The sequence below is a fragment of the Pseudomonas azadiae genome, assembly GCF_019145355.1.
GTDB lineage: Bacteria > Pseudomonadota > Gammaproteobacteria > Pseudomonadales > Pseudomonadaceae > Aquipseudomonas > Aquipseudomonas azadiae.
The window spans coordinates 1,699,938-1,714,800 of the sequence record NZ_JAHSTY010000002.1; the positions used below are offsets into that span (position 1 = coordinate 1,699,938).

The 14,863-nt window shown below is 61.2% G+C and carries 19 protein-coding genes; 17 read left to right on the forward strand and 2 right to left on the reverse strand.

The annotated features are described in order from the left end of the window. Positions 1-15 precede the first annotated feature (15 nt). From KVG91_RS24055 to KVG91_RS24095, 9 genes are all read left to right on the forward strand, one after another. On the forward strand, positions 16-576 hold the full coding sequence (locus tag KVG91_RS24055; RefSeq protein WP_169378729.1) for a fimbrial protein: 561 nt from the start codon (positions 16-18) through the stop codon (positions 574-576). Positions 577-595: 19 nt separating this feature from the next. Next, on the forward strand, positions 596-3,199 hold the full coding sequence (locus tag KVG91_RS24060; RefSeq protein WP_169378730.1) for an outer membrane usher protein: 2,604 nt from the start codon (positions 596-598) through the stop codon (positions 3,197-3,199). After that, a complete protein-coding gene (locus KVG91_RS24065; protein ID WP_169378731.1) occupies positions 3,196-3,957 on the forward strand; it encodes a fimbria/pilus periplasmic chaperone in 762 nt (253 codons plus the stop codon). Before KVG91_RS24060 ends, KVG91_RS24065 begins: the two co-directional genes overlap by 4 nt. Before the next feature lie 21 nt (positions 3,958-3,978). Next, positions 3,979-4,551, forward strand: a complete 573-nt coding sequence (locus KVG91_RS24070; RefSeq protein WP_169378732.1) for a fimbrial protein — start codon at positions 3,979-3,981, stop codon at positions 4,549-4,551. A 10-nt stretch (positions 4,552-4,561) separates the two neighbouring features. Next, a complete protein-coding gene (locus tag KVG91_RS24075; RefSeq protein WP_169378770.1) occupies positions 4,562-5,056 on the forward strand; it encodes a fimbrial protein in 495 nt (164 codons plus the stop codon). 13 nt (positions 5,057-5,069) lie between these two features. Continuing rightward, the gene (locus KVG91_RS24080; protein WP_169378771.1) at positions 5,070-5,549 is read left to right on the forward strand and encodes a fimbrial protein; all 480 of its coding nucleotides are present in this window, start codon (positions 5,070-5,072) and stop codon (positions 5,547-5,549) included. Positions 5,550-5,560: 11 nt separating this feature from the next. After that, on the forward strand, positions 5,561-6,109 hold the full coding sequence (locus tag KVG91_RS24085; protein WP_169378733.1) for a fimbrial protein: 549 nt from the start codon (positions 5,561-5,563) through the stop codon (positions 6,107-6,109). Between the two features lie 98 nt (positions 6,110-6,207). After that, the gene (locus KVG91_RS24090; protein WP_169378734.1) at positions 6,208-7,179 is read left to right on the forward strand and encodes a fimbrial protein; all 972 of its coding nucleotides are present in this window, start codon (positions 6,208-6,210) and stop codon (positions 7,177-7,179) included. A gap of 167 nt (positions 7,180-7,346) precedes the next feature. Next, positions 7,347-7,628 (forward strand): hypothetical protein, encoded by a 282-nt coding sequence (locus KVG91_RS24095; RefSeq protein ID WP_169378735.1) that lies wholly within the window; start codon positions 7,347-7,349, stop codon positions 7,626-7,628. A 9-nt stretch (positions 7,629-7,637) separates the two neighbouring features. Here the strand turns inward: KVG91_RS24095 and KVG91_RS24100 are convergent, their stop codons facing one another. Together KVG91_RS24100 and KVG91_RS24105 are read right to left on the reverse strand one after the other, a co-directional pair. Further along, a complete protein-coding gene (locus tag KVG91_RS24100) occupies positions 7,638-7,868 on the reverse strand; it encodes a hypothetical protein (RefSeq protein WP_025856013.1) in 231 nt (76 codons plus the stop codon). Positions 7,869-7,996: 128 nt separating this feature from the next. Further along, positions 7,997-8,350: a hypothetical protein gene (locus KVG91_RS24105; RefSeq protein WP_169378736.1), complete on the reverse strand. Its 354-nt coding sequence runs from the start codon at positions 8,348-8,350 to the stop codon at positions 7,997-7,999. 212 nt (positions 8,351-8,562) lie between these two features. On the opposite strand from KVG91_RS24105, the gene KVG91_RS24110 reads away from it, so the two are divergent. From KVG91_RS24110 to modC, 8 genes are all read left to right on the forward strand, one after another. Next, positions 8,563-8,865: a DUF1883 domain-containing protein gene (locus KVG91_RS24110; protein ID WP_027606593.1), complete on the forward strand. Its 303-nt coding sequence runs from the start codon at positions 8,563-8,565 to the stop codon at positions 8,863-8,865. A 25-nt stretch (positions 8,866-8,890) separates the two neighbouring features. Then, complete coding sequence (locus KVG91_RS24115; RefSeq protein ID WP_090219980.1) at positions 8,891-9,058, forward strand: hypothetical protein; 168 nt, start codon at positions 8,891-8,893, stop codon at positions 9,056-9,058. A gap of 4 nt (positions 9,059-9,062) precedes the next feature. Beyond that, positions 9,063-9,728, forward strand: a complete 666-nt coding sequence (gene alkB / locus KVG91_RS24120; protein WP_169378737.1) for a DNA oxidative demethylase AlkB — start codon at positions 9,063-9,065, stop codon at positions 9,726-9,728. Between the two features lie 75 nt (positions 9,729-9,803). Beyond that, on the forward strand, positions 9,804-10,850 hold the full coding sequence (ada, locus tag KVG91_RS24125; RefSeq protein ID WP_169378738.1) for a bifunctional DNA-binding transcriptional regulator/O6-methylguanine-DNA methyltransferase Ada: 1,047 nt from the start codon (positions 9,804-9,806) through the stop codon (positions 10,848-10,850). A 120-nt stretch (positions 10,851-10,970) separates the two neighbouring features. Then, positions 10,971-12,029 (forward strand): NAD(P)H-dependent flavin oxidoreductase, encoded by a 1,059-nt coding sequence (locus KVG91_RS24130; protein ID WP_169378739.1) that lies wholly within the window; start codon positions 10,971-10,973, stop codon positions 12,027-12,029. Positions 12,030-12,294: 265 nt separating this feature from the next. Then, positions 12,295-13,047: a molybdate ABC transporter substrate-binding protein gene (modA, locus tag KVG91_RS24135; RefSeq protein ID WP_169378740.1), complete on the forward strand. Its 753-nt coding sequence runs from the start codon at positions 12,295-12,297 to the stop codon at positions 13,045-13,047. Continuing rightward, on the forward strand, positions 13,048-13,728 hold the full coding sequence (gene modB / locus KVG91_RS24140; RefSeq protein ID WP_169378741.1) for a molybdate ABC transporter permease subunit: 681 nt from the start codon (positions 13,048-13,050) through the stop codon (positions 13,726-13,728). 2 nt (positions 13,729-13,730) lie between these two features. Further along, positions 13,731-14,810: a molybdenum ABC transporter ATP-binding protein gene (modC, locus tag KVG91_RS24145; protein WP_169378742.1), complete on the forward strand. Its 1,080-nt coding sequence runs from the start codon at positions 13,731-13,733 to the stop codon at positions 14,808-14,810. Positions 14,811-14,863 lie beyond the last annotated feature (53 nt).

A 14,863-nucleotide genomic window follows, 5' to 3' on the forward strand; every position in this document is an offset into this window, starting at 1 on the left:
TGACGGGAGATAAAGGTGAAAACACTCAAACACCTTGCCATCACCTCATGCTTGGCATTGCTCATCAGCCCTGACGCGAACGCGCAGCCGCCAGCGCAGGGCGACGGCGTCGTCACGCTGGGCGGAGAAGTCATCGACTCGGCGTGCGGGTTGGAGTTGGCCAGCGCCGACCAGTCCATCGAAATGGCGCCTGAGCCTATAGGCCGGATTCTGCGCAATACGATGGGGGAACCCCATCCCTTCCAGTTGCGCCTGGTCAACTGTTCGCTGAGCCGTCCGGACCCGCAGCGCCCCGGTGCAAGCCTGCCGGACTGGCAGCATCTGCAGGTGACGTTTGACGGTCCCCGCGACCGGGAGGGCCGCTCGTTTGCCGCCTCGGGTTTCTCACAGGGGGTTGCCTTTCATATCTGGGACGCCGCCGGCCAGGAGAGCGTTCCAGGCGAACCCATGGCGCTGCTTCCGCTGACTGAAGGCGACATGACCCTGCACTACACGATTCGCCTGGTCGGTAACGGACTGCAACTTGTGCCGGGTGCCCACGGCGCCGCCGTGCGATTCAAGTTGGATTACTTTTGAACATTGATGGACTGCTTTCATGTTGAATGCGTCGAAGATCAAAAATACGCTTCGCCCAAGCCTGTTTGGTGGGTTGATATCCGTGGCGGGATCGGCATTGGCTGCCGGGGATATTGAGTTTAATACGGATGTTCTGGATCTGATTGATCGCACTAATATTGACTTGTCCCAGTTTGCACGCAGCGGTTTTATCCTGCCGGGGACTTATTCAATGGTGGTGCAGATAAACCAGCAATCGCTTTCTGAACAATCGATAGCGTTCTACCCGCCCGACAACGATCCCAAAGGCAGTGAGGCCTGTTTATCGGCCGGCCTTGTGGAGCAACTGGGCCTGAAAGCCTCCGTTGCCGCAGAACTTGTTTGGTGGAAAGGCGGGGAATGCCTGGATATCCGGGGTTTGCCGGGCATGCAGGTCAATGGCGACCTGGCGACCGCCACGCTGAACATTAACCTGCCGCAAGCTTACCTTGAGTACAGCGCCATCAACTGGGACCCGCCCTCTCGCTGGGATGAAGGGGTGCCCGGGCTGTTGATCGACTACAACATGACGGCGCAATCGAGCCACCAGAAGAATGACCGGGTGCGCAACGATTTGAGTGGCAACGGAACACTGGGTGCCAATGCCGGAGCCTGGCGCTTGCGGGCGGATTGGCAGGGGCGTGTCGACAAAGACCGCGAACGGGCAGACAGGCGTTCCAGGCTGGAATGGAGTCGGTACTACGCCTATCGCGCCATCCCTGCGCTCAAGGCACGCCTGGTGGTGGGCGAGAACTATCTGTATTCGGACCTTTTCGACAGCTTCCGCTTTACCGGTGCAGCCCTCAATTCCGATGAGAGCCAACTGCCACCCAACTTGCGCGGTTACGCGCCGGAAGTTGTCGGTGTTGCCAAGACCAATGCAAGGGTCATCATCAGCCAGCAAGGCCGCGTGCTGTATGAAACGCTGGTTGCCGCGGGCCCTTTTCGTATCCAGGACCTTAATGACGCGGTGTCCGGCCGGCTGGACGTGCGCGTGGAAGAACAGGACGGTTCGGTACACAACTTCCAGATCGACACGGCAGGCGTCCCCTACCTCACTCGCCCAGGCCACGTTCGCTACAAACTGGCCACCGGACGCCCTTCCGACCTGCAATACGGCGGTGATGGCGACGTTTTCGGTTCGGGCGAGTTCTCCTGGGGCGTAAGTAACGGCTGGTCGCTGTTTGGTGGTGGCATCACCGATAACAACTACCGCGCCCTGACGGTCGGTGCAGGTCGAGACTTGCTGGTGTTCGGTGCCGTCTCGGTGGACGTGACCCAAGCCCGCGCAAACGTGTGGCACGAGACACTCTCGGGCAAGTCCTACCGCCTTCAATATTCGAAGAACTTTGAACAATACGACAGCCAGATAACCTTCGCCGGCTACCGTTTTTCTGAAAAGAATTACTTGAGCATGAGTGAGTACTTGGATGCTCGCCATTACGGGAGGAACGGTGAGCTCGCCGGGCGCTACAAGTACGATGGGTACACAGAAAACTGGAAGCCCATTGGCGGCAGCAAGGCGCTTTATACAGCGACGATCAACAAGCATTTTCGTGATTTAGGCGCCACCGTCTACGCCAGTTATAACAAACAAACCTATTGGGAGCGGCCCGCCACCCAGCGCTGGAACTTGTCCGTGTCACGTTACTTCAATGTCGGCACTGTCAAGAACATGAACCTGTCCCTGAACCTTCATCGCACTCAGGAATATAACTATAAGGATAACGGCATAGCGTTGACGGTCAGCCTGCCCCTGGGGCGCAGCGGTACCTTGTCGATGGACGCCAACAGAGCCGCAGGCGATAACCGTTTCGCCACGCGCTACGCCGATCGCCTGGATGAACGCAACAGCTACCAGCTCAGCGCTGGCAACAACGCCGCCAGCGGTTACCTGAGCCATATCGGTGACCAGGCGGACATCGACGTCGCCGCCAGCAAGCAAGAAGGCGGTTACACCACCCTCGGAGTGTCCGCTCGCGGCGGCGGTACGCTGACGCCTTACGGTGGCGCATTGCATCGTACCAACAGCACGGGCGGCACCCGCCTGATGGTCGATACCGGCGGGGTACCCGATGTGCCCGTGCGCGGTTACGGCACACCGACCCGTAGCAACGCCTTCGGCAAAGCGGTCATTTCCGACATCGGCAGTTATCAGCGGATGGCGGCCAGCGTCGACCTGGAACGCTTGCCAAGCAATGTTGAAGCCACCCAATCGGTCACGCAACTGACGCTCACCGAAGGCGCCATCGGCTACCGGTCCCTGGCGGTGATTGCCGGTGAAAAAGCCATGGCGGTGGTTCGTCTGCCGGACGGCAGCTCACCGCCCTTCGGCGCGACGGTGAAGAACCTCAAGCAGCAAGACACCGGCATCGTCAACGACGGCGGCAATGTCTACCTGAGCGGCATCCAGCCTGGCGCAGAGATGACCGTCAGCTGGGGTGGTTCAGAGCAGTGCATCGTCACCCTCCCCGTCCTTCTACCTACTGATGGCTTGACCGACGCCCTGCAACTGGGCTGCCGAATGGTAGCCCGTGATCAATCCCTGCCCGAGCCGGATGCACTGACCGGCACGCGTAACGATACGGAGAAAACATCCTCATGATGCTGAACACGCGCTACACACTCCCGGCCTGCGTGATGCTGGCCCTGGGCTTGAGCCAGAGTGCCAACGCCGCGATCGGGCTGGACCGTACCCGGGTGATTTTTGATGGCGGCAAGGACGCCACCAGCGTGAACATCACGAACAACAACACCCAGTTACCGTATCTGGCCCAAGGCTGGATCGAAGATGAAGCCGGTCAAAAGATCACCACGCCCTTGGTCGTGCTACCGCCGGTTCAGCGTGTGGAGCCAGGCAAGCAAAGTCAGGTCAAGGTCCAGGCGCTGCCGGCGGCCAAATCCTTACCGCAGGATCGGGAGACGGTCTACTACTTCAACCTCAGGGAAATTCCGCCGCGCAGCGATAAGTCCAACACCCTGCAAATTGCGCTGCAGACCCGGATCAAATTGTTCTATCGACCGCAGGCCATTGCGCCGAGTCAGCAAGACCTGTCCAACCCCTGGCAGGAAAAACTGACCCTGACGCGCGCCGGTGAGCACTACACAGTCAGTAACCCGACGCCTTACTACGTCACGTTGGTGGATGCGCGCAGCACCAAGGACGGCAAAACCGCACCGGGCTTCGAGCCGTTGATGGTCCCACCAAAAGGTTCGCTGACCTTGGGGCCCACCGCCAAGGCGCTCGGCGCGGCCCCTTACCTGGCCTACGTGAATGATTACGGCGGCCGCCCGCTGATGGCCTTCACCTGCAGCGGCGACACCTGCAAGGTGAACGCGCAAGCATCAACGCCCAATGAGTAGCGCCTGCCGCCGGAGAACACCATGAAGTCACACACTGTGAAGGCCTTGGGCGGGCTGCTCCTGGCCTCTGTGGGCGGCGCGCAAGCCGAGGATGTCGAGGGCATGAGCGGGATGCTGAATATTTCCGGAAGCATGCATGAAATTCCCTGCGTGCTGGAAATGACCTCACGGCATCAAACCATCGACCTTGGCGCCGTATCGACCAGCCAACTGCAACGCCCCGGCGATCAGGCAAGGCCGGTGTCATTCCAATTGCGCTTCAACGACTGTCAGCGTACCGCCGGCAGTATTCGCAGCGAACGTACGGGCAACCTGACGTGGAGCGCCTTTCAACCGGTGCTGTCGGTCGCGTTTTATGCACCCGCCGATACCGATGATCCGCGGTTGGTAAAGGTCCAGGGCATCACGGGAATGGGCTTGCGCTTGACCGACCCCCAGGGGCGGGATGTCCAGCTGGGCTCAAGGGGCGAACCCTTGTTCCTCCCGCTGGGCAGCAACACCCAGACCTGGACCGTTCAACCCATGCGCACGGCCGCACCGTTGACCAGCGGGGCATTTCGGGCTGTGGTCGACTTCAGGCTCAATTATGAGTAAGGGCATGACAATGGCTAAGCCAACCGGCCCGCGGGCCTTTCTTATCGGTGGCGGCCTGCTGTGGGCCGCCAGCCAGAGTGTGCACGCCGACAGCAACCTGACCATCCGCGCGGTCATTGTTGCGCCTCCGCCGTGCGTGATCAACGGCGGGAGTACGCTGGATGTGCCGTTTGGCAATGACCTGCTGACCTCGCGGGTAGACGGGGTCAATTATCGTCGAGCGGTGCCGTACACCGTCACCTGCAACTCGCCCGCCAATAATGCGCTGACCCTTGAACTCAAGGGCACGGCGGCAGCCTTTGACAATCGCGTGCTCATGACCGGCAAAGCGGACCTTGGGGTAAAGCTGTTCGCAAATGGTGCCGACTGGCCACTCAATACAGTCGTGAAATTTACCTACCCGAACTTTCCAGCGGTGCAGGCGGTGCCTGTCAAACGTGCGGGCAGCAAGCTGACCGGAGGCGCCTTTGATGCGGCCGCCACGCTGGTGGTCGATTATCAATGAAGAGGACATTTCAATGACAGGTTGGCAGCAGCGAGCGTTGCTCGCCGTGTGTTCCCTAGGCCTTTGCAACGGCGCGTCGGCCAACGTGACGTTCAGCGGGACGTTGAACGAACCGCCTCCCTGCACGATTGATGCGGGCAATACGATTGAGGTCGACTTTGGGGATGTCGGGATCAGGCGCGTCGACGGCACGCACTACCGGCGAGGCGTGGGTTATGCGATCAACTGCGGCAGCGACACCCTGCCCTGGGCGCTGAAACTGAGCGTCAACGGCACACCGACGGCGTTTGACGGCTCGGCGGTGCAAACCAGCGTGCCGGGCTTAGGTATTCGACTCTTTCAGAACAACGTGCCGTTTCTACTCAATACGCCGCTGGATATCACCCTGTCGTCACCGCCGGCGCTGGAAGTCGTTCCCGTCAAACAGCCCGGCGCCGTGCTGACCCCCGCAAGGTTTACGGCGGTGGCCACGCTATTGGCCGAATACGAGTAGGAGCTGAGCTTATGCAACATGCAATAGGGCCTAAAGGATGGCCATGTGCCGGGCTGGCGTTACTGCTGAGCATCGGCCTGGTGACCGATGGCCATGCGGCGGACAACCTGAGTTTCAAGGGCAACCTGGTGGAAGAGGCCTGCACGATCCGTCCGGGTGACGAAGCGATCACCCTGCAACTCTGGGATGTCACCAGCAAGTATCTCTACCTCAATACACGCACGCGGGGCCAGGGTTTCAAGGTGCACCTGGAGGACTGCGATACCACGATTGGCAAAACGGTCACCATCACGCTGGGCGGCCGGGAAAACCCGGCGCTGCCCGGGTTGTTCGCGCTCGATGGTGGCAGTGGCGCGTCGGGCATCGGGCTTGGCATCGAAACGCCAAACGACAAGCCGTTGCCCTTGAATACCGCCAGCGACGAGCAGGCGTTGAGCAATGGCAGCAATGTTATTGCACTCAAAGCCTATGTGCGCGGTGAGCCGGATGCAATCAGGGACCAGAGCATTGGGCACGGCAATTTCACCGTGACCTCGACATTTACCCTGGACTATCCCTGACCGCCTCAGACAAACCTCAACTCTTCCCGGACAGCTTTGCAACACGGACAGAACGTCCGTCGGGCAACGTCCGGGGGGAGGAGCAACGAGAGATCATAATGAAACGACTATATGGCGCCACGGTGCTTTGCCTGCTGATGGCTGTTGCAACAAACGCGAAAGCAGCTCAATGCCGCGTGAACGGCGGTCCATGGCAGCAGGTAGATAACGGCGGGACGCTGAACCTCCAAGTTCCGGTAACGGTAAAGCTAGGCTCGGACACTACCCGTATTCTCCTCGAAGGGGTAAGGCTGGAATGCCGTTTCACGCCCTACGGCGGCACTCCTGCCTGGTGGGAGGACTATTGGGCGACGTCCGCACAAGCTGGCCCCGCCTGGACGCCCGGTCCGAAATTCGTCAGCCAGGGCACCGGTTTGCGCATCAACGGGGTTTTCCGAAATACGCCAGTTCCGGATGGCATTCGGATCTCGACCATGCGCAATAACGCCCTTGGTGTCCCTGTCGACGTAACGCCTTATATCTTGATACGCAATAACCCAACGAACCCGATTGACGTTCGAGTAGGTGACGTACTTGGCGTGTTACGTCTGAACCAGACCAATAATTACAATACACAGCGCACAGGGCTCATGCTTACGTACACAGCCGCCAACAACTTCTCCGTCTCCCCCTCCACGTGCACGATCAACAATAACAACCCGATCGAAATCAACTTCGGCAACGTGAACCAAAGGGAAATCGGCGCAGACCCACTGACGACCCCCATCCGCAGTAACCGCAGACTTACCTACTCATGCCCTACCGGCGGGATCACCACCCCAATCACCATTACCTACAAGGGCACGCCCTCGTCATTCGACACACGCCTCCTGACGATGAGCAATCCAAACGTGGGCACAGCCATGGTGCGCGCCGGGTCGGCGGTGCGGGTCAATAGCTCGTTCCTCACCCACATCACCAACAGCGTGGGCGGAGACGACGTGACATTTGCTCTTGTCCAGCGCCCTGGCTCCCTGCCTGCGGCCGGGCCCGTCACGGGAAGCGGCGTGCTGGTGATGGGCGTGCCCTGACACGCCTGGAGGGCTGAAGTATCGGTCTTCTGGCGTCATGCCGTGGGTCGCGCAGTCGCGGAACTTGATTCTGCGACTGCACACCAGGTGGCAATTCGCTATAATCGCGCACCAACGCCCCACGACAGTGTCAGCGTCCCCTCCAACACCCTCGACGATGAACCCTTATGAACAAGTTTCTGGCACTGACTGCGGTACTGGCGCTCGCCGGGTGCACCACCACCTCTGACGTCTATCTGAAAAACGGCGAACAGGGCCTGACGGTCGACTGCTCAGGCGAAGCCAATTCCTGGGCCAGTTGCTACGAAAAAGCCGACGCTTCCTGCGCGGGCACCGGCTACCGTATCGTCGGCACCGAAGGCACGCCTTCGCTCAAAGAGAGTGAAAAGACCCTGGGCCAGGACGTAGGCAACTTCAAAGGCCGCAGCGTGGTTGTGGTCTGCAAGTAAGCGTTATGCCTACAGCTGGATGTCGGCAAACTTGATGCCCAGGCCGCGAATGGTCTCGACCAAGTCATCCAGGCGCGGGAAAGACTCGACTTCATCCTGATCGTCCACCAGGAAAAAACTGCGGCCGCCGCTTTTTTTGAAGAAGACAATCCACTCCCCCAGGTCGGCCGGGTTCTGGATGATATGGGTCGCCGTTATCTGGCCTTCGGCCTGGCGAGCCCTGACGTGTTCACGCTTCATGAAAGATTCCCAAAAAACGGATGCCGGCATCACCGGCAACTCGCAGAACGCGCTAAAAAAGCCCAGCGCCACGCTCGCGGGGCCAGGCTTTTTATCGGATTAAAAAGTAGTGAGTGAAATGGGCCGTATCAGCCGGAGATGCACTCTTCGCCAGCCTTCTTCACGTCACCTGGACGGATCGGCACGTTGGACATGCTCTCGTAGAGCTTGATGCTGCTGCCACTGGAACGTTCATCAATTTCGAAAATGGCCGACGGGTCCGCCGAAAACTTTTGCGGCACGATTACCTGCACGCCACCTTCCTTATGCGGTTCAATCTGCGGCGGCCGGCGGGTAGCGGAGAGTTTGTGCACTACACAGGCGGCGTATTCCTGCGGCTTCTTTCCGGAAATGACCACCAAGGTCGGCGGGGTCTGCTTGATATCCGCGACCGAAGCACACCCACCAATCGCCAGGGCCAGCACCAACACACTCCACTTCATATAAAACCTCCGATAAAGACCCTACGACAGCGGGGATGGTAAATTTCTCCCGCCCACGTAGGATTTATCCCTGATAACTCGGTAAATAACTGTTTTTAATTGTCGACGTCGTTGAAGACGACCCGATAATAAACGCGCTGGGGCTGATAAACTCCATCTTAACCTACGTATCGTTCTGATTTTTCAGAAAAAGCCCTTCTGGAGACACCCCAATGAAATTCATCCACCAGCGCGAGCACCTCAACGAGGGGGACATTGTCGTCATCGAATGCTCGCAAACTTGTAATATCCGTCTGATGAGCGACGCGAATTTTCGCAGCTTCAAGAACGGCGGCCGCCACACCTATCACGGCGGCGCCTTTGACACGTTCCCTGCCAAAATCACCGCGCCGAGCACCGGGTTCTGGAACATTACCCTGGACGTGGTCACGCGCCGCGCCATCAGCGTGACCCGCAAACCCGCGTTGTCCCACAAGATCCGCATTGTGCGACGCACCAGCACCAAGCTGAGCTGATCTGAACCTTTCACAGGAAATAGCCGTGACGACCACTACCAAATACGTGATCAAGTACAAGCTCAACGGCGAGCGCCGCTTTGAGTTCGCGCAACTGTCCAGCAACAGCGTGGAAGAAGCCAAGCAGGCGCTGGCGAAAATTCATGATGCCAGTGATGAGATCACCGACATCAATGTGAGCAAGGCGCTGTAAGACCATGCCTGGCCCCACCGCGGACCTGTTCGCCGAGGACGCGCTGCAGCAACCTGCCGGGCGCGAGCAAATTGGCGAACAGTCCTACGTGCTACGCGGTATCGCCCTGCCCTGGGTTGAGCGCCTTCTGCCAGAACTGCGGCGAGTGCTGGCTCAATCGCCGTTTCGGCAAATGGTCACACCCGGTGGCTTTACCATGTCGGCGGCGTTGAGCAGTTGCGGCGACCTGGGCTGGACCACCGACAGTTCCGGTTATCGCTACACCCCGCTCGACCCGCGCAGCCAGCAGCCCTGGCCGCTTATGCCCGATGTCCTGCGCGAATTGGCGGTGCTGGCGGCGGCAGAGGCCGGTTTTCCCGACTTTGCACCCGACGCCTGCCTGATCAACCGTTATGTGCCCGGCGCGAAAATGTCCTTGCACCAGGACAAGAATGAACGCCGCTACAGCGAACCCGTCGTGTCGCTGTCGCTCGGCTTGCCGGCGATTTTCCTGTTTGGGGGGCACGCGCGCGGTGACAAGGCCCGGAAAATCTCGCTGTTCCATGGCGACATGGTGGTCTGGGGCGGCGTCGACCGCCTGCGCTTCCACGGCGTGATGCCGATCAAGGATGGCGTGCACCCGGTCATGGGCCCGCAACGCATCAACCTGACCTTTCGCACCGCCGGTTAATTTGACCGCAAGCTTCAGAGTGCCAGGTGTTGACGGCACGACTAATCTGGCCAGGATCCGTCAAGAGTGTCGAGCATGACTACCGAACAAGACCCGCGCTGGGCAGCGATTCTCGCCCGTGATCCCAAGGCCGATGCGCTGTTCGTCTATGGCGTGAAGACGACCGGCGTGTATTGCCGCGCCAGCAGCGTTTCGCGCTTGCCACGCCCGGAAAACGTCGAGTTCTTCGACACCCCCGCACAGGCCGAAGCCGCCGGATATCGTGCGAACAAACGCGCCGCCGCAGACCAGACCCAGCTCGCCGCGCAGCATGCACAACGGGTGGCCGACGCCTGTCGGCATATCGAACAGGCCCAGACGCCACCCAGCCTGAACGCACTGGCCGCACACGCCAAGCTGAGCCCCTTCCACTTTCACCGCGTGTTCAAAGCCGTGACCGGCCTGACGCCCAAGGGCTACGCCAACGCCCATCGTTCGCGCAAGGTGCGCGATGGCCTCAAGGGCTCGCACTCGGTGACCGATGCGCTGTATGACGCGGGCTTCAACTCCAATAGCCGCTTTTATGAGTCGGCCAACCAGCTTCTGGGGATGAAACCCAGTGACTACAAGGCTGGCGGCACCCACAACGCGATCCTTTTCGCTGTCGGGCAATGTTCGCTCGGGGCCATCCTCGTGGCACAAAGCGCCCGTGGCGTGTGCGCGATCCTGCTGGGCGATGACCCGCATCAGTTGGTGCGTGACCTGCAGGATCAATTCCCCAAAGCCGACCTGGTGGGTGCCGACCAACGCTTCGAACAGTTGATCGCTCAGGTCGTCGGCTTTGTCGAAGCGCCCGCACTTGGCCTGGACTTGCCGCTGGATCTGCGTGGCACCGCGTTCCAGGAACGGGTGTGGCAGGCCTTGCGCGAGATTCCACCGGGCAGCACGGCCAGCTACGCCCAGATTGCCGAGCGAATCGGCGCGCCGACGGCGTTCCGCGCGGTGGCACAGGCCTGTGGCGCCAACCGCCTGGCGGTGGCAATCCCGTGCCACCGCGTGGTGCGCAGCGACGGCGACCTGTCGGGCTATCGCTGGGGAGTAGCGCGCAAGCAGCAGTTGCTGGAACGCGAAAGCGAAGGCTGAACCCACATGCTTCACACACCACGAAACATCACCTGAGTCCAGTGAATAAAACAGACTGGCCGCAGGCCCAAGGCCCTGTTAAAACAGCGCAAAGCCCCACTGACGCTGGAGACACACCCCATGAGCACCTGGCCAGACACCCGCCTTCTCGACCTGCTGGGCATCGAGGTTCCGATCATCCAGGCTCCCATGGCGGTCGGCACCACCACGGCCATGGTCATTGCCGCCAATAACGCCGGCGCGCTGGGCTCACTGCCGGCGGCGGCACTGAGCATCGAACAATTGCGCGACGCGCTGACCGAGATCCGCCAGGCCAGCTCGCGTCCCATCAACGTGAATTTCTTCTGCCACCAGCCGCCTGCGCCCGACGCCGCCCGCGATCAGCGCTGGAAGGCATTGCTGGAACCCTACTACCGCGAATTGGGTGCCGACTTTGATGCGCCAACGCCGGTCTCCAACCGCGCACCGTTCAACGACGCGGCGTGCCAGGTGGTCGAAGCGTTCCGCCCTGAGGTCGTCAGTTTTCACTTCGGCCTGCCGGAAAAGTCGTTGCTGGATCGGGTAAAAGCCACGGGCGCCAAAGTGCTGTCGTCGGCCACCACGGTAGAGGAAGCCGTCTGGCTGGAACAACACGGCTGCGATGCGATCATCGCCATGGGCATTGAAGCCGGCGGCCACCGGGGTTTGTTTCTGAGCGATGACCTCAACACCCAGATCGGCCTGTTCGCCCTGGTCCCGCAAATCGTCGACGCCGTCAGCGTGCCCGTGATTGCCGCCGGCGGCATCGGCGATGCGCGCGGGATCGTCGCGGCATTCGCCCTGGGCGCCTCGGCGGTACAGATCGGCACCGCTTACCTGTTTACCCCCGAAGCCAATGTCACCGCCTCCCACCGCCATGCATTGCGCCACGCCCAGGCCAGTGAAACCGCGCTGACCAACCTGTTCACCGGGCGCCCGGCCCGGGGTATCGTCAACCGGGTGATGCGTGAATTGGGGGCGATCAACCCGGCCGCCCCGGCATTCCCGACCTCCGGCGGCGCGCTGATGCCGCTCAAAGCCAAGGATGAAGCCGGCTTCAGCAACCTGTGGTCAGGCCAGGCGCTGCGCCTGGGCAAAGACATCAGCAGCTATGACCTGACGCGCGAACTGGCGGAGCAGGCGCTGGCCAAGCTCAAGTAGAGGCGTCACCTGCGGCAACGTTGCGCTGTACCGGCACTGGGCAACCGCTATATATTCGCGTACATAGCGATTAAGCCTTCTATCCTGGCTCCTTGTAGTGAGCGGGCTTGTCCCGCGCCGGGGGGCGAAGCCGCCCCATATCAGGCGCCTGGGTTCTAACTGGAACTCCGCGGTGTCTTGATTGGGGCGGCTTCGCCACCCAGCGCGGGACAAGCCCGCTCACTACAGGTGCAAGCCAGCCGTACGTATTCAATGGAGCTGTTCGATGACGATTCACGCCTCACGCCTGGCCGGCCTGGTTGCGGCCCTCGCTTTCGGTTCGGTGCATGCCGATGAAGTCCAGGTGGCCGTGGCCGCCAATTTCACCGCACCGATTCAGGCGATTGCCGCCGATTTCGAAAAAGCCACCGGCCATACACTGGTCGCTGCCTACGGCGCTACCGGCCAGTTCTACACCCAGATCAAGAATGGCGCGCCGTTCCAGGTGTTCCTGAGCGCCGATGACACGACGCCGCAAAAGCTCGAAGCCGAAGGCGAGACGGTCAAGGGGTCGCGCTTCACTTACGCCGTCGGCGCGCTGGCCCTGTGGTCGGCGCAGCCAGGTTACGTCGACGCCCAGGGCGAAGTGTTGAAACAGAACCAGTTCAAGCACCTGTCGATCGCCAACCCGAAAACCGCGCCTTACGGCCTCGCCGCCACCCAGGTACTGGCCAGGGCAGGCCTCATCGAACAGGTCCGGGACAAGCTCGTGGAAGGCCAGAACATCACCCAGGCCTATCAATTCGTCTCCACCGGCAATGCCGAGCTGGGCTTCGTCGCCTTGTCGCAGATCTATAAGGACGGCAAAGTCACCCGCGGTTCGGCCTGGATCGTTCCGGCGTCCATGCACGATCCGATCAAACAGGACGCGGTCATCCTCAACACGGGCAAAGACAGCGTTGCGGCCAAGGCGCTGGTTGAGTACCTCAAGGGGCCTGACGCCGCCGCCATTATCAAGTCCTACGGTTACGAGCTCTGAATGCCGCTGTCGAGCGCCGATTTTTCCGCGATCTGGTTGACCATAAAGCTGGCGTCACTGACCACCGTGATCCTGCTGGTCATCGGCACCCCGATTGCCCTGTGGCTGTCGCGCACCCGTTCCTGGTGGCGCGGGCCCATTGGCGCCATCGTCGCCTTGCCGTTGGTATTGCCGCCGACGGTCATCGGCTTCTACCTGCTGCTGACCATGGGGCCCAATGGCTTCTTCGGCCAGTTCACCCAGTGGCTGGGGCTGGGCACCCTCACCTTCAGCTTTGCCGGGCTGGTCATCGGCTCGGTGATTTACTCCATGCCGTTCGTGGTGCAGCCGTTGCAAAACGCCTTCTCGGCCATCGGCACGCGCCCATTGGAGGTGGCCGCGACCTTGCGCGCCAACCCGTGGGATACCTTCTTCAGCGTGGTCCTGCCCTTGGCACGCCCGGGGTTTGTCACCGCCGCCATCCTGGGGTTTGCGCACACCGTCGGTGAATTCGGCGTAGTGTTGATGATCGGCGGCAACATCCCGGACAAGACCCGGGTGGTGTCCGTACAGATCTACGACCACGTGGAAGCCATGGAATATGCCCAGGCCCACTGGCTGGCCGGCGCCATGGTGGTGTTCGCGTTCCTGGTATTGCTCGCGCTCTACGCCAGGCGCAAGACCCCGATGAGCTGGAGCTGACGATGATTGATGTACGCCTGCACCTCACGTATCCGGGCTTTGCCCTCGACGTGGATGTGCACGTGCCCGGCCGCGGGGTGACCGCGTTGTACGGGCATTCCGGCTCCGGCAAGACCACCTGCCTGCGCTGTATCGCCGGGCTGGAGCGCGCCGACGAGGGCTTTATCCAGATCAACGATGAAGTCTGGCAAGACAGCCGCAAGGGGCTGTTCGTAGCCCCGCACAAACGCGCGCTGGGCTACGTGTTTCAAGAGGCCAGCCTGTTCGCGCATTTGTCGGTGCGGGCCAATCTTGAGTTCGGCCTCAAGCGCATTCCGCGCCAACAGCGCCGCGTGGACATGGCCCAGGCCACGCAATTACTGGGCATCGGCCACCTGCTCGATCGCCAGCCACACCACCTGTCCGGCGGCGAGCGCCAACGCATCGGCATCGCCCGCGCATTGCTCACCAGCCCGAGCCTGCTGTTGATGGACGAGCCCCTCGCGGCCCTGGACAGCGCGCGCAAAAGCGAAATCCTGCCCTACCTTGAACGCCTGCACGATGAGCTGGATATCCCGGTGCTGTATGTCAGCCATGCCAGGGATGAAGTCGCGCGCCTGGCCGATCACCTGGTCTTGCTCAGCGACGGTAAGGCCTTGGCCAGCGGCCCCATCGGCGAAACCCTGGCGCGGCTCGACCTGCCGCTGGCGCTGGGCGACGACGCGGGTGTGGTGATTACCGGCACGGTGAGTGCCTACGATGAGCACTATCAATTGCTCACATTGCAACTGCCCGCCAGTACCCTGCAGATGCGCGTCGCCCATGCGCCGTTGGCTGTGGGCAAGGCGTTGCGCATCAAGGTGCAGGCGCGGGATGTCAGCCTCAGCCTGCAAGCGGAGGAACACAGCAGCATCCTCAACCGCCTGCCGGTGACGGTTACCCAGGAGATTGCGGCGGATAACAGCGCGCATGTGCTGGTGCGCCTGGACGCCGATGGCACACCGTTGCTGGCGCGCATCACGCGGTTCTCGCGCGATCAATTGCACCTGCACCCAGGGCAGGCGCTGTGGGCGCAGATCAAGGCGGTCGCGGTATTGGCGTAGCAAACCTTTTGGCACGTCCGCAAGCGGCTGCGGTCAATCAGACATACCGGCCT

What these genes read in the sequence shown, in the direction of transcription:
- modC (WP_169378742.1), top strand. Translation starts at nt 13,731, where the DNA reads ATGATTGATGTACGCCTGCACCTCACGTATCCGGGCTTTGCCCTCGAC.
- modA (WP_169378740.1), top strand. Translation starts at nt 12,295, where the DNA reads ATGACGATTCACGCCTCACGCCTGGCCGGCCTGGTTGCGGCCCTCGCT.
- alkB (WP_169378737.1), top strand. Translation starts at nt 9,063, where the DNA reads ATGCCTGGCCCCACCGCGGACCTGTTCGCCGAGGACGCGCTGCAGCAA.
- KVG91_RS24100 (WP_025856013.1), bottom strand. Translation starts at nt 7,868, where the DNA reads ATGAAGCGTGAACACGTCAGGGCTCGCCAGGCCGAAGGCCAGATAACG.
- KVG91_RS24095 (WP_169378735.1), top strand. Translation starts at nt 7,347, where the DNA reads ATGAACAAGTTTCTGGCACTGACTGCGGTACTGGCGCTCGCCGGGTGC.
- ada (WP_169378738.1), top strand. Translation starts at nt 9,804, where the DNA reads ATGACTACCGAACAAGACCCGCGCTGGGCAGCGATTCTCGCCCGTGAT.
- KVG91_RS24075 (WP_169378770.1), top strand. Translation starts at nt 4,562, where the DNA reads ATGGCTAAGCCAACCGGCCCGCGGGCCTTTCTTATCGGTGGCGGCCTG.
- KVG91_RS24085 (WP_169378733.1), top strand. Translation starts at nt 5,561, where the DNA reads ATGCAACATGCAATAGGGCCTAAAGGATGGCCATGTGCCGGGCTGGCG.
- KVG91_RS24105 (WP_169378736.1), bottom strand. Translation starts at nt 8,350, where the DNA reads ATGAAGTGGAGTGTGTTGGTGCTGGCCCTGGCGATTGGTGGGTGTGCT.
- KVG91_RS24130 (WP_169378739.1), top strand. Translation starts at nt 10,971, where the DNA reads ATGAGCACCTGGCCAGACACCCGCCTTCTCGACCTGCTGGGCATCGAG.
- KVG91_RS24060 (WP_169378730.1), top strand. Translation starts at nt 596, where the DNA reads ATGTTGAATGCGTCGAAGATCAAAAATACGCTTCGCCCAAGCCTGTTT.
- KVG91_RS24070 (WP_169378732.1), top strand. Translation starts at nt 3,979, where the DNA reads ATGAAGTCACACACTGTGAAGGCCTTGGGCGGGCTGCTCCTGGCCTCT.
- KVG91_RS24110 (WP_027606593.1), top strand. Translation starts at nt 8,563, where the DNA reads ATGAAATTCATCCACCAGCGCGAGCACCTCAACGAGGGGGACATTGTC.
- KVG91_RS24065 (WP_169378731.1), top strand. Translation starts at nt 3,196, where the DNA reads ATGATGCTGAACACGCGCTACACACTCCCGGCCTGCGTGATGCTGGCC.
- modB (WP_169378741.1), top strand. Translation starts at nt 13,048, where the DNA reads ATGCCGCTGTCGAGCGCCGATTTTTCCGCGATCTGGTTGACCATAAAG.
- KVG91_RS24090 (WP_169378734.1), top strand. Translation starts at nt 6,208, where the DNA reads ATGAAACGACTATATGGCGCCACGGTGCTTTGCCTGCTGATGGCTGTT.
- KVG91_RS24080 (WP_169378771.1), top strand. Translation starts at nt 5,070, where the DNA reads ATGACAGGTTGGCAGCAGCGAGCGTTGCTCGCCGTGTGTTCCCTAGGC.